14 protein-coding genes are annotated in these 14,106 nt (G+C 45.0%); 2 read left to right on the top strand and 12 right to left on the bottom strand.

Annotation, left to right across the window (positions count from 1 at the left end):
* Positions 1-3: 3 nt before the first annotated feature.
* The 9 genes from PVOR_RS31755 to PVOR_RS14280 form a co-directional block, all read right to left on the bottom strand.
* Positions 4-927, bottom strand: coding sequence for a HAMP domain-containing protein (locus PVOR_RS31755; protein ID WP_234972891.1), 924 nt, complete (start codon positions 925-927; stop codon positions 4-6).
* Positions 928-930: 3 nt separating this feature from the next.
* Complete coding sequence (locus PVOR_RS14315) at positions 931-1,587, bottom strand: response regulator transcription factor (protein WP_006210011.1); 657 nt, start codon at positions 1,585-1,587, stop codon at positions 931-933.
* A gap of 430 nt (positions 1,588-2,017) precedes the next feature.
* Positions 2,018-3,430 carry a sensor histidine kinase gene (locus PVOR_RS14310; protein ID WP_006210009.1) on the bottom strand — a complete coding sequence of 471 codons (1,413 nt, stop codon included), beginning with the start codon at positions 3,428-3,430 and terminating at the stop codon, positions 2,018-2,020.
* A gap of 2 nt (positions 3,431-3,432) precedes the next feature.
* Positions 3,433-4,140: a response regulator transcription factor gene (locus tag PVOR_RS14305; RefSeq protein WP_006210008.1), complete on the bottom strand. Its 708-nt coding sequence runs from the start codon at positions 4,138-4,140 to the stop codon at positions 3,433-3,435.
* A 94-nt stretch (positions 4,141-4,234) separates the two neighbouring features.
* Positions 4,235-6,439: a M1 family metallopeptidase gene (locus PVOR_RS14300; protein WP_006210007.1), complete on the bottom strand. Its 2,205-nt coding sequence runs from the start codon at positions 6,437-6,439 to the stop codon at positions 4,235-4,237.
* 37 nt (positions 6,440-6,476) lie between these two features.
* A complete protein-coding gene (locus PVOR_RS14295) occupies positions 6,477-6,842 on the bottom strand; it encodes a YxeA family protein (RefSeq protein WP_006210006.1) in 366 nt (121 codons plus the stop codon).
* A 25-nt stretch (positions 6,843-6,867) separates the two neighbouring features.
* Positions 6,868-8,799: an ABC transporter permease gene (locus PVOR_RS14290; protein WP_006210005.1), complete on the bottom strand. Its 1,932-nt coding sequence runs from the start codon at positions 8,797-8,799 to the stop codon at positions 6,868-6,870.
* A complete protein-coding gene (locus PVOR_RS14285; RefSeq protein WP_006210004.1) occupies positions 8,786-9,553 on the bottom strand; it encodes an ABC transporter ATP-binding protein in 768 nt (255 codons plus the stop codon). Before PVOR_RS14285 ends, PVOR_RS14290 begins: the two co-directional genes overlap by 14 nt.
* A gap of 217 nt (positions 9,554-9,770) precedes the next feature.
* Positions 9,771-10,295, bottom strand: coding sequence for a hypothetical protein (locus PVOR_RS14280; protein ID WP_006210003.1), 525 nt, complete (start codon positions 10,293-10,295; stop codon positions 9,771-9,773).
* A 213-nt stretch (positions 10,296-10,508) separates the two neighbouring features.
* Here PVOR_RS14280 and glsA point away from each other — a divergent pair, with 213 nt between their 5' ends.
* Both glsA and PVOR_RS14270 read left to right on the top strand, forming a co-directional pair.
* Positions 10,509-11,450 carry a glutaminase A gene (gene glsA / locus PVOR_RS14275; RefSeq protein WP_006210002.1) on the top strand — a complete coding sequence of 314 codons (942 nt, stop codon included), beginning with the start codon at positions 10,509-10,511 and terminating at the stop codon, positions 11,448-11,450.
* A 75-nt stretch (positions 11,451-11,525) separates the two neighbouring features.
* Complete coding sequence (locus PVOR_RS14270; protein WP_006210001.1) at positions 11,526-12,134, top strand: zinc dependent phospholipase C family protein; 609 nt, start codon at positions 11,526-11,528, stop codon at positions 12,132-12,134.
* Between the two features lie 118 nt (positions 12,135-12,252).
* Here the strand turns inward: PVOR_RS14270 and PVOR_RS14265 are convergent, their stop codons facing one another.
* The 3 genes from PVOR_RS14265 to PVOR_RS31750 form a co-directional block, all read right to left on the bottom strand.
* Positions 12,253-12,930, bottom strand: coding sequence for a hypothetical protein (locus tag PVOR_RS14265; protein WP_006210000.1), 678 nt, complete (start codon positions 12,928-12,930; stop codon positions 12,253-12,255).
* Positions 12,931-12,982: 52 nt separating this feature from the next.
* Positions 12,983-13,285: a response regulator transcription factor gene (locus PVOR_RS14260; RefSeq protein ID WP_006209998.1), complete on the bottom strand. Its 303-nt coding sequence runs from the start codon at positions 13,283-13,285 to the stop codon at positions 12,983-12,985.
* A gap of 404 nt (positions 13,286-13,689) precedes the next feature.
* Positions 13,690-14,106 (bottom strand): hypothetical protein, encoded by a 417-nt coding sequence (locus tag PVOR_RS31750; RefSeq protein ID WP_234972881.1) that lies wholly within the window; start codon positions 14,104-14,106, stop codon positions 13,690-13,692.

Below are 14,106 nucleotides of genomic sequence, written 5' to 3'. Positions count from 1 at the left end.
GTTTCAACGAAAGTGACTACCAACCGTTTTCCTTCGGTAGTAAATCACATTCAGTCCGTCTAGAAGCTGCTCTTTGTTGTACTTGGATATCCGAAGAAAATTCGCATATCCGATTATTGATGTCAACGGTGTTTTTAATTCATGAGTAAAATTGTTAATGAATCGTTGCTTCTCTTGATTATGCAGCTCCAACTCATTGATTTTATCCTCGACAACGGCGGCCATATCATTGAAATTACGTGCCAGAACGCCAATCTCATCCTTTGATTTCAGCTGCACACGTTCCGAAAAATTTCCTTTTGCAATGATTTGAGCCGTTTGGTTAAGTTGTTTGATCGGTTTTGTCAGTCCTCTGCTTATGAAAAACATAATAATCATATAGAGTAAAACTGCGGCCATATCCACTCTAATGAAAAAGCTATACTGAGCCAGGCGCTCCTGATACACAAAAGAAATGTCTTTGATATAGGTGAACACATAATTTTTATGATTGATATCCGTAATATTCGTTGTAAACAATAAAGTACGTCCGTCGATATCCCTCAAAATATATTTGATTTCATCCGCGGCCAGTTTGTCCAATTCCTCGCGCTGCGATGGCATCTTAAAGTCCATATTGCTGAAGATAGACTGCCCCTTGTCATTCATAATATCCATGTATGTGTGCTGATCAACGTTTTTCTCGACAAATTCTTTGGCAATATTCGTTAACACGGTTTTCTCGTAATCAATGGAATCATAGATGCGAAGAGTCGGAACGATCGCGTTGACACTAGAGTGAATGTTCATGTTCTGGCTGATACCGCTGTTGATTTCCTGCTGCAGCATCTTGCTATGATTTCTCTCAATGACCATGATACAGGCAGCATTAAAGATAAAAACGAAGGATAGAATCGAAGACAAATAAATTTTATGCCAAAACTTCATCGATCAATCCTCCAGCCGGTAGCCGATTTTGTATATGGTTTTGATATTTTCCTGCAAATGAAGCTTTTTGCGCAGCGATTTGATATGCATATCGACCGTTCTTGTTTCACCGAAATAGTCGCCGCCCCATACTTTATCGAGAAATTGCTCTCGTGAGAGGGCGATATTCTTATTTTTCAGCAACACAACTAACAAATCGTATTCCTTCGGTGTCAGCTCTACAGGTTGGCTATGGATGGTCACTTCCCTTTTGTCCATGTTGACTTGAACGTCTTGAAATTGCATCATGGATTCTTCTTTGCCGTATCTGCGTAGCACAGTTTCAATACGGGCCAAGAGCTCGATCGCCTCAAAAGGCTTGACCATGTAATCATCCGCCCCTAATTTGAGTCCGGTGACTTTGTCGTATACCGAGTTTTTTGCGGTAAGGAAAATAACGGGTATACGATGGCGTTGGATTTTTGACATCAATTCAAAACCATCTATCTTGGGAATCATAACGTCTAACAGAATGAGATCAAACGTCTCACGTTCTATTGCCTCCAGCGCCGCCAATCCATCATATACCTCCGTGGTCGCATAGTTCACGATGTTGAGATTCATTTTAATGATATTGGAAATGTGAATATCGTCTTCGACGATCAATATCTTCTTATTCATTTTCTTATTTCTCCTGACCTGACGTTCAATACGTATTTATTAACTCAAACCATAACAAGCATAGTGTGCTGCTAACTTCAACGCCTCCATCATAAAGCTAATACCATTATAATTCTGGTCTAAGTCGTACAGTTTGACAATACCCAATGTTATTTGCCCTCACGAAAGATCAACCAGTTGTGAAGCCTCTTAATTTCTATCTCCCTCTGCTGTCTGTTCCTCCCATTGATTAGAGATTAGAGACCATTTGTTAAGAAAAAGTGTGAAAAATATTAAAAATTCCTTAAGTTCACCAACACAAAAAAACCGCGAATTCTCGCGGTTAGTTAATATGCCGTTCATGAATCCTTTACCAGCGCTCTTTGCGCTCGCTTCGCGATTCGCTGCCTATCCTTGTTGTTAGGATAACCCGCTTGCATCTAATTAATTCCTATAGCCGGATTTCAATCGTGGTGCCTTGACCGACCTCACTCTTGACCTGGATATCTCCTCCATGCGCAATAATAATATCATGCGTTATCGCCATGCCGAGGCCTGATCCTTTGTGCAATTCACCTGTATTCGTTCCCCGGAAATACCGATCGAATATTCGCCCAAGCTCCTCCTGCTTAATGCCCTTCCCATTGTCTTCAACACGGATCAGGGTATGAAGCCCATTCTTCTCCACCCGGACCTTAATGACGATATGTTCTTCATTGTGGACGATAGCATTGTAGATCAGGTTGCTTATGGCTCTGCGAATCAGAATACCATCAACCTCGATGGATATGAACTCGTCACTGCACTGAAAATCGATGGTTCGATTGGAATATCGAGCATCATTGAGTGTATCAATTACAACATTTCGAACCAGACGCACGATATTGATATTTTTTTTATTCAACGTCAGCTCCCTATTCTTTAATCGCGTGGACAGATTCAAATCCTCAATGACGTCTTTCAAGTAGATGGATTTGCGTTCAATGATCTCGGCGTAATCCCTCATCTCATCAACGGAGAACTGATACTCCGGATCCTTCATCATCTCGGCATACCCTTGTATCGAAGCGAGAGGTGTTTTGATATCATGCGAGATATTACCAATCCATTCTTCCTTCATGGCATCCAATTTCTTTCTTTCCATTTCGCTTGACTTCAGTTCCTGAGATAGATGATTGATGTTGGAGAAGACGTCCTTGTATACCCCTTTAGGTCTATGGTAGACGTTGTAATTCTTGTTAGCCAGGCTCTTGATGCTGTCTATCAGAATATGCAGTGGTTTGGTCAACCGCTTGCTAAAAATATAAGCGATGCATAAGGCGATAATTCCATCAACCGCGATGATTGTCAGGCTAAACACCTTCAGCACCTGTCCTAGATTACGGGAATCGAAAGTTAATACTTGCCGCTCCAGGTATGGAGTCGTGAAACCTACCAAGTAGCTGTATCGATGGTTCGGCACTGTTTTCTCGCCAATGAAGACGGTGGAGAGAACTTCCTTCTCGACATACTTATAGATCTGCACGATATCGATGGGGGTATATTTTGTTCTGGCCGCTTCGGGTGCGAGATACCGATAGATTTCCCTGCCGTTCTCATCTAATATTTGTACCCACGCCTGATTATCCCGAAGAATCTCCTTGCCTCTTTCGGTAACTGACGGACCTGATTCTGCTATAAGGATATGTTCCTTAAAGGATCGGGCTATTGCCTCTGCAGAGGTTTCACTCTCAGCTAGCGGGAAATCCTCGTTCATCGCCTGCAAGACAAATAACCCGAGTACCACCATGATATTCATAATAATGACGATAACGACAATCAGAACAACGGAGAACAGATACCTGCCGGTCAACCTCCATTTCATACCTATTCATCCTCTGCGACAAGCTTATATCCGAGACCCTTTACCGTCAGCAAATATCGGGGTGCTGAAGGATCATCTTCTATTTTCTCCCGCAGCCTCCTTACGTGAACCATGACCGTATTATCAAATCCGAAGAATTCCTCACCCCATACCTGATCATACAGGCTTTCCTTACTGATGATCTGACCCGGATGTTTAAGCAGCAGTGTCAACAATCCCAGCTCCTTCGGTTTAAGCGGAATGACCTTGCCATTCTTCTTCAGCTCCACCTTCTCCTCATCTAACTCAAAAGGGCCTACTTTAATGAGACGATTAGCCTTATCCTCCAGTTGAACAGGATCAGCCCTTCGGAAACGCGCCTTAATCCGATAAGCCACTTCCTTAGGACTAAACGGTTTGGTGATATAATCGTCGCCACCGATGGCAAAACCCAAGATTTTATCAATCTCCTCCGCCTTGGCCGATAAGAAAAATATGGGGACATTGGAGACAGCACGGATTTTCTTGCATACCTCGTAACCTTCTCCGTCCGGAAGCATGATATCCAAAATGACGATCTCGGGCTGGCATCTCTGGAACTCATCCCACGCCGCTTCCGCAGTAGCTGCTGTATATACCTGATCTATGCCTTCCTTGACCAAGACAGTCTGAAGCAGTCTGACAATATCGGCTTCATCATCAACGATCAGTACCTTCTGATCAAATCCCATTTCGTTCACCCCCTGCTATAAACAACATCTTTCCCACCTTAAAAGCCGCTATACCCAAGCGGCGGCTCCAAGAAATCGATCCCGAACCTCCAGCTTACTCCTCCGCGAAAAATTGGGAAAGAGGGTTCTCCACTTTTTTATCCGACGTCACCTTGCCCGTCTTGTCCAACACGTAATACTGATAATAAGCACTCGTGAATCCGATGGATTCCTGCATCTTCATCAGGTAAGATTCAAATCCTCCGTCGGCTACCTGATCTCCATTCCAGAAGAAGTGCAGCATCAAGCGATTCTGATTATATGGATGTTTGATAATGTAGGCACCGGCGGCTGAAGGTTGATTCATATTCGCTTTCCATGCAAACCCTATTTTGTTGGCCCGTTCGATGATGCTGGATCTTAAAGCCTGCACAAAACCGTTTGTCTTCTCATTGCCGATCACAATCAGGTTGCTGGTCCCCAGCTCCTTCTTCATTTTCCTCTTCAGCATTTGACGATCCCTGATTACGTCATAGTCGACTCCGCTTAAATCCAGAAACATCGTCAATTGGTTTACCATATCTTCCTGCTGCTTGCTTGCTGACTTGTTTGCTTGATCGCTGAGAACAATGGTTAACGCTTCACCCTGAAGCGCTTTGTCGATCACGCGGCTCATGGTCTCGTAAGCCAAACCCGGAATCTGGGTTAAGGATGATTGATACAACAGTTGGAACTGATCGTGCAGATATGCAGATTTCTCCTTATCCGACATTTGATATTCGGTCTTCAGTTTAAAATTCGGTTCATACAGGGCCGTTCTCATTTCATTACGCGCTTCTTCGCCAAGCACATCTTCAATGGTTTGAAGCAGTCCGTCCATTGTAGCATTCTGATACACATAGCGGGTGAAATATTCTCTCATAAATTCATCAAACTTCGCTTCTCCGACGGTTCGGTACAATTGATATATCGCTTGACGGCCTTTATCATAATAAACCGGACTGGCCCAGTCTCCCACCTCTTCATTGGTTGACGCTATGGCGCGATCGATGGAGGAGTCGTCAAATTGAATGGATTTAAAGCCATTCATCTTATCTCCCTGCTTCTCGGCGAAATATACCTTGGAAAAGTCCGCAAATCCTTCGTCCAGCAAGGATTCGGTCTCGGAATCATTTCCGATCAACGCATGGAACCATTGATGTGCGATTTCATGAACGAAGACGGTGTCTTGTGCGGGATCGGCATTACGTTTGATCTGCCCCATTTGAATCACCCGTGCGTACTCGACTGCCACACCCTCCACGTACGATTCGACAATCCGAAACTCAGGGTAGGGATAAACACCGTATTTATCACTGAAAAAATCAATGGCTTTGAATGCCTCATCCATGTATCGTTCAACAAGCTTATTCTTCCCTGGCTGGTTGTCAAAATAATAATATTCCACCGTAAGACCATCACGGGTAACACTGTCCACTTTGAAATTCGGACTGGCAAAAAATACGAACTCTCTTGTATTCCGGGCCTCAGTGGACACCACTTTGCGTCCGTTCACCACATCATTTCGTACCGAGATCGTGCCGGGCATCGCTACCTGATAATCGTCGGGAACGTTTAGCGAAACCTCATAGTCTGCCGAGGTGTAATAATCCGTCTCGAATGTACGGCTGTAAGGAGCTGTATTCCACTGATGCTTGTCCTCGTCATAGACAGACATGACCGGGAACCCGTGGGCTCCGTTAATGATATCTTTATAATACGATAAGCGCTGTGAACCGTAAGGTATTTTCAGATTGAAGTCAATCTGAACCGAGACCGATTCTCCCGGCTGAATGGGATGCTTCAATTGCACCGTCAGGGCCTGGTCTTTGTTCCTAAACTCAAGAGCTTGGCCGTTTGCCGTCACTCCTTCAATATCAATGCCACCAAGAAAGTCTTCCGGCTTCTTGTCCGGGTTGTTACTGCTGATTTCTTCATTGGATCGCTTGAACATGGTTGTCTGAGTAGACTTCGAGCGGTTGGCATCGGCATAAGTATGAAAAACCAATTGCTTCAATGTATCCTTGCTTGTGTTCAGATAAGTAATCCATTCACTCCCCTGCATCGTCATTTTCTTCTCATTCAACCGGGCTTGAATTTGGTATTGAACAGGCGCTTGAGCCTCCACATTCGCTGCACGCTGTGAAATCGTCGGAACAAGCGCTGCGCCCGCCGCAGCGCTGCCCGCATTGATGAGTGGGCATGCTGTCAAGATCAGTGCAAGCGAGCTGAAAACTGTTTTTTTGAATAAGGTTGATATAGCTTCTCTGGATGGGTTCATATGATTCTCTCCTCTGAGTTTTGAATTCTTTTCGGTCTTATTTCTCTAACATTTCAAGCTTTGCCCTGGCTTGTTCCGGCAGCTCGTTAGCCTGAACTTCCTGATAGGAGCCAACACCCGATTTTTTAACATACACTCGCAGATAAGCTTCCTTGCGGAGCTCTTTTTGCGCCGTAAAGGTTAGCGTTTTGGCTGCTCCCTCTTTATCAAATCCTTCCAGGGTATATTCATAATAAATATACTTCTTACCATCATCTGACTTATCTTCCACTCGGGTGCCCTCTTGGATTTGCACATAATATTGGTCCGTACCCAGACGGTTGATGTTCACATTTTGAATAAAAATGATAAATCCAATGAGAAGTGCTGCTAAAATGCCTCCGAAAATCATCACTTTTTTCATGGTTATTCTCCTCTGCAATTTAAGTTTATTTATTTTTGGTTACGATTTTATAGTAGGCATTCACAGTGATAACGTAGTAGACCAGATAAATACACGTATACACGCCCATGCAAATCACAACCGGAATCACAATATTCATATGGAGCAGCTTGGACAATGCGGACAGCGCGACAGCACAGTGGGTTATGCCGGCTATCAGCGGCAGAGCAAAAATAAACATCACCTGCTGGGCAATCGTTTTTCTGACCTCTCGTTTATGCACACCGATTTTGTTCAGAATCTGATACCTCGCCTTATCCGAATTCGCTTCCGTTAACTGCTTGAAGTAAATGATGCTGCCCGTCGCCGTCAAGAAGACGAGTCCAAGGAATCCTCCCATAAAAATCAACAGTCCCGTAGACTCCATGCCTCTGGCATAATCGCGATAATAGCTGGACAGTGATGCGCTATCCGGCAATATCGCCTCGATATCCGCCGTCAACTGCTTCGCTTTATCCTGATTCGTGATCCCGTAAGCTTCTAACTGAATGGATTGGGTCTGCTGTTCCAATTGGGAGAACAGCTCATCACTTACAACAATGCTGGAATAAACGGTGGCCGGATTCAGCACACTGTATTTCTTCAATTCCGTAAAGGTGATATTCTCCCGGAGCTTGTTCTGCTCAAGTTGAACTTCCGCTCCCACATACTTGGGTGAGATGCCTTCATAATAAACAGGGTCCAGTGCAGCAGCCTCATTCCCCTTTAATTCGATGGTGTCTTCACTGCCCTGCAATTTCGCGAGCTCATTAAAATCACGGTTAGAAATCACGGTATATGTCTGCATATCACCAGCAAACAGATCACCAAGACCGCTGACATCCGCATCCACTTCAATGACCGGAACGGTAGTGTGATACAACAGCTTATGGTCCGGGGACGAAGATATCATCTCGTCAACCCGCTTCGTTGTACTGTTGTCCCCACTGATAAACATCATGCTGTTTGGGTTCGCTTGCAGCGCGTTGCTTGCATTGCTGTAATAGAAGCTGTAGGCCGTTCCTACAGCAGTCAGTGTTGTAGCACTGAGCACCGCTATAATCGTAAGCGTACGTGCATTGCCTTTAATCCGGTATAGAAGCTGGGAAATGCCGATGATATTCATCCCGTTCCAGTACCGCTTCTTATTTCTTCTGGATAGTCTCAACAGCGTAACGGTCAAGGTACTGAACAAGAAATACGTTCCAATAATGACCGTGACCAGAATCACGAGCGGGGTGAGCATGTATCCGAGTTTAGCCCATACGCTGGATTGCAGCAGGTTCTGCAGGGCAAGCCAGTATCCGGTACCGATTAACACCAGAGACAGCAATGCCGTGATCCATGACGCTTTCGGTTCTTGCTCCCCCTGCTGATCCGCATGAAACAATTCAATTAACTTGAAGCGGTAAATCAAGCGGTAACCTTGCAGTGAAGTAATGAGGGTTATGATCATGAACACAATGGCTGTGTTGAGAATCGCGGCAGGCGAGATCGAGAAATTCGAAACCGCATCGTAACCCATTATCTTCATCAAGAGTGATACGAAGAACCTAGCGAGCACGGAACCAAGTGCAATTCCTATTAATAACGCCAGAGCACCCATCAGAAAATTTTCATAAAATAACATGCGCCCGATCTGTTTCTTGCGCACACCGAGCAAAGAATACAGCCCTACTTCCTTCTTGCGCTTGCGCGTAAAGAATGAGTTTGAATACCAGATAAAGATGGCCACGAAAATAATAAGCACCACTGCGGCTGCGCTAAAGGCTGAGCTGATTTTCGTGGAGGCCTCCGATGCGGATTGAATCGTATGGTCGTATTTTAATGAAACAAATGTGAAGTAGATGACTATACTAAAGATCATCGATGCGAAGTACAGAAAATAATGGGTGAAGTTCTTGCGGATGTTTTTTCTCGCGATGCTAAACAGTGTCATCATGCTCACCCCCGAGTTCAGCCAGTACCTCCAGAATCTGTTCAAAAAACACTTTGCGCAGTGGATTCTCTTTATGAAGTTCCTGATACAATTGACCGTCCTTAATGAAAATGACGCGTTTGCAGTAGCTTGCCGCATAAGCATCATGAGTGACCATCATGATCGTGGAATGATGAAGCTCATTAAGCTTGCTTAAGCTTTGCAGCAAGCTCGTTGCCGATTTGGAATCAAGCGCCCCTGTCGGTTCGTCTGCCAATATTAAGCTAGGATTTGCAACGATGGCGCGCGAAGCTGCGGTTCGCTGCTTCTGACCGCCTGATATATGGTACGGGTACTTATTTAATATCTCGCGAATGCCGAACGTATCGGCGATTTCGTTCACCCTCCGTTCAATCTCGGCTGCGGGTACCTTGGACAAGGCCAAGGGCAGCAATATATTTTCTTTGACCGTGAGTGTATCCAGCAAGTTATAATCCTGAAAGATAAATCCGAGTTTATTCCGGCGAAAATCTGATAGCTGCTCTTCGTTCATCGTCACGATATTCTGACCGGCAATCGTGATCTCGCCCGCTGACGGCGTATCAATGGTTGAAAAAATATTCAGCAGCGTCGATTTGCCTGCCCCGGAAGGACCCATAATGCCAACAAACTCGCCTTCTTGAATCTCAAGATTAATATCCTGCAATGCTGTATATTGATTTCCTTTTAATCCGAATGTTTTTCCTACATGTTTGGCTTGTAAAATAGTTGTCATCTAACGTTCTCCTTCAAGTCGTGGATTGTTAAGCACAGATGTAATTATAGATGGCGAACCTTACACTATATTTATACGAACCTTACATAAAGCTTAACAAAGTGAGGGCAAACACTTTCAACGATATAAGGCTTCAGACCAAACGAAAAAACCCGCACAGGGTATGGTTCTATGCGGGTTGCAGCGTTATATGAATTCTGCATGCCTAACATCAGCGTTACTCTTCTACGATCAAGACAAAGTCCTCATGATTCGATCGGATGAACATACTGATTCGCTTCAAGCTATCTGGAGCGATATCCTGAAACCTTTGATATAAGTAATCAACAGCTTGGAGTAGCTCATGATCCTGCTCGAGATCCTCAAAGGAAGCGTCCTCTAGAGGCACGTTAAGCTTACTGCTTCGCTCCTCAATCACCTGCCTCGTATCTTCGAGCAGCTGCAGCATGGAATCATCTCCGAAATAACGCATTCCCCCTGTCACACCTGACCAATATCCCGGCGTGTGAAGCAGATAAGCTATCCAGGAATAATACATACTTGCCGAATCCTTGGCATGATCATAAAACACCCTGAACATGCACAGTGCCTGCTGACTCTGATTCAGACTTGTAATCGCCTGCGCTTTGATAGCCGCATCTTTGCCGCGAATCCCTGCAAGCGTCCTCTCCACACAAGCCCATCCCAATCTCTCGTCACTCAGCGTATCAAAATCCGTTTGTTTCATCGTCACTAATGTCATTAAACACCTCTTCTTTCTAAGTCTCATTTTATCATAATGTTCTACATTGAAAATCGAATAATAAAACAGTTGATGAATGATGAATCGATCGGATAGAATAATCTCGACTATCCTGAACAGCTGTGAATCGGGTGATGATTGCACGAGCTCCGAAAAATGAGCGTTAGAAACAAGTTGGTTTGATTTTCTGAATTCCAGGAAGGAGCTTACTTTATGGCATCGCCCGAAATGAAATCCATCCGGCAGCAGCTGCCCCGCTGGCTGGAGACAAGCTTGCCCTGTGCTACGAGAGGCAACGTCGCCTCCTATATCCCGGAGCTCTCTAAAGCTCCCCATAACGCCTTAGGCATTACCCTGTTGAGTGCAACTGGAGAATCCGCCTCCGCTGGAGATTGCGGGCTGCGCTTTACGATGCAGAGCATCTCCAAAGTGTTTACGCTGATATTGGCTCTGATGGACAATGGCGAAGATGAAGTGTTCAGCAAGGTCGGCATGGAGCCGACAGGAGATAACTTCAATTCCATGCTGAAGCTGGAGTTAGTGAGACCAGGCATTCCGTTCAATCCGATGATTAACGCGGGTGCGATTACGGTTTCTTCCTTGATCCGCGGAAGCAGTCCGGAGGAGAAATCCGAGCGGATCCTTCATTTTTTTAAGGACCTTGCGGGAAACGACCGCCTGGACTATGACATGGGGGTATACCGCTCGGAATCGGATACCGGCAATCTGAACCGTTCCATCTCATTTTTCTTGAAGGAGAACGGGGTTCTCAGTGGGGATGTTGAAGAGGTGCTGGATGTGTACTTTCGTCACTGCTCGATTGTTGTCGATTGCGCCGATTTGGCCAGAATGGCGTTGGTGCTGGCTTCCAATGGTACGAATCCGCTGACGGGCAAGCAACTAATCCCTCGAAGATACGTCCAAATCGCCAAGACGTTCATGACAACGTGCGGAATGTACAACGCATCCGGGGAGTTTGCCATCCAGGTCGGATTGCCGGCCAAGAGCGGTGTCTCGGGCGGTATATTAACCCTGGTTCCAGAACGTTATGGCATTGGCGTTGTAGGCCCGGCACTTAACGATAAGGGCAACAGCTACGCCGGTGTCCACCTGCTGCAGACGATCTCCCGAGAGCTCGATTGGAGTATGTTCTAACTTGTATCTTCAACGCTCGGATGTCCTAGCTAAGAGAGACGCACAGTAAAAAGATTATGAAAGGGTGAGAGTGCTATGGGTTCGAGAATTATGCACTTGATCATTGCTAATCGAATGGCAGATATCCTTTCGATAGGAGAGAGAACAGCATTCTTACTTGGAAGCGTTGCTCCGGACGCCGTCTCACCTAAAGACTTGTCGCATTTCTTTCGAGGTGAGGTACTGGATCATTCAAGACACATTGATTATAAAGGGTTTCTGCATAAATATCGCTCGCAAGCAGACAGCCCCTATATACTCGGATATTTTACACATTTAATTGCGGATGATATCTGGCTGAAGGGCTTTAATCTCCCCTGGTTGAGAAACCGAATGGAAGCCAATACGGAATTATATCGTTTATACCATCATGATTTTCATGTACTGAATGGAAAATTATTAGAATATTACGGTTTTACTGATAAATTGGGCAGCATACTCCGGTATCCTTCTGCCATACTTGATTTGGAAGAAGTCAAGTCGAGTGATGTGGAAGAATTCATTCCCTATGTATTAGGCGATATGGAGTACGATAGAGAAGTTTTAAACGAAAGCCTTCAGGTCTTTACGCTTGATCAGATCATTGGTTATATCGAGACATCCGTTGATTTAGGGTTACTGAATATCAAACCTATGCTTTCTTAAAATATATGCAAAATATATGATCTTCATCTAAATGGCTTTAGTAGAAAATGAATGGGAGCCGTTAAATACACGACTCCCCATTCGTTTGTTTCCATATGAACAATAAGAATTAGCATGGTTATTTTCTGAAAAACAATCTGCCAATTCGATCCGCAAATTCCTGCATATTTACGCTGGATGGATCCAGACGGTAATATCCGTTTTTTACAGCCTCCAGTACCCAAAGCGGCAGCTTCTTGCCCTCCAGCAGCGGGTAGACATTGTCGTACGCCCATACGAGATGCTCCCACCTCTTGTCGTTCCCGTCCTGAATATACTCTGACACGTCGAGCACTTTGCCTCTCCCCTCCTGCAGCAATACATTCTTTAAGTGAATATCGCGTGGGTTAAGACCTTTGTCCCGGACAAAAGCTCGAGCTGCTTCGACGTCATCAATTGCCTGCTTAGGGATAGATACACCATAGAGCAAACAGTCATACAGGGTTAACCCCGATTCATGGCTAATCACGACATAGCGCTCACCTGCTCCACAAAACACCGGAAAATAGGGGCTGCCCGTAAGCTTATGATAAACTTCAATCTCCGCTTCCTTCTTGGGAAGCGCCTGACTTGCATACAATTTGTATGCGTAAGAAGGCAAGGGTTCGTAGACAAATACAGCGGCATCTGTACCTATTCCGATACAGCGCAGATCGTCCGATTCTCCTTCAATCGTCACAGGATCATTGTCTCCGCTTTTAATAACCTCCATTCGAGATAATGCGGTTTCAGCCTGCTTCCATTGTTCGTTACTCATGAGCCACCTCATCGTTACTGGATAAAATCAGTATGATCGTACCATACTCGCATCATAAAAGACATCTTCGGATCAAGTGGTTCTCCTTAATTTTCTTGACAGCCTGCACCCTGTTTTTAACCTCTAACTTTTGATAAATATTATGAATGTATCGTTTCACGGTTCCGGTTGAGATCATGAGCATTTGGGCAATTTCCTCATTGGAGCTTCCTTCCATTATGAGGACTAGCAATTCCAGTTCCCGCTTTGTGAAGTGAATCTCGGAAATACCCGCTCCCATGGACTGACTTGAAATCATCGCATTCCGGATCACGTTTAAACGTATCCAGCAAATGATTGGCGTAACCAAACTCATACGATTTATGATCTCCCTGAAACTGTTTTGTCCACTACTGAAGCAATTGGAGCATGGGGCGGCCTTCATCTATAAAGATACGGACATAATCCTCGGTTGCCCGATCAATATGGCCCTCCCGATAGCACTCAAGGAAGAATCCGGAAGTTCTTGTAATGCGTAGGCCTGTCCCAAGAGAAGTAAAATTTCTAACTGGCTGCCGATCCGTGCCGTTCTGGTGGCTTCGCCTTGGTAATGAGATTAGGCTGTGACGAAGAGTTCATCGAATCATTCCTTTATTTCGTGGCATCGTTTACATAGCTCCATTATCACGGAAAATGTCGAAACGTTCAATCTGTTTGTATATTATCAAGAAAGGAACCGCGAAGAGGATTCGCGGTTCCTTTCTTGGATGTATCTACATACTAGGGCTTAACAAAATATCCGATATCAGAAGCATAATTTACCATTTTTCTGAAGAACTGCTGATCTGGCACAGCGCATTTCACTCCGGATTGTAACAGGAACTCCGTCGTTTGAGGACAAGTATACCGATAAACAGAATTCTTCGCCCCATCACCTTCAAACTGTGCCATTGCCAGTTCCAGGCCTTCCTTGTCTTTCGGCTGCTGTGGATCCAATAGCCATGTCTCATATTCCTTCCAATGCATCAGGGAAATATCATAGCCAATGGCCTTAAAGTGCTCCACCATCTCCTCATAAGGGATAGCGACCGGATTGCAGATATGGAATACTCGCCCGACGGTTTCCTGCTGCAGAACCAACGCGGTAATGGCTTCTCCTGCATAATTAATCGGCGTAATATCCACTTGCCACTGCAC

This window comes from Paenibacillus vortex V453 (assembly GCF_000193415.1).
Classification (GTDB): Bacteria; Bacillota; Bacilli; order Paenibacillales; family Paenibacillaceae; genus Paenibacillus_AQ; species Paenibacillus_AQ glucanolyticus.
The sequence above is the reverse complement of the archived record's forward strand: the minus strand, read 5'-3'. Positions and strand labels throughout refer to the sequence as shown.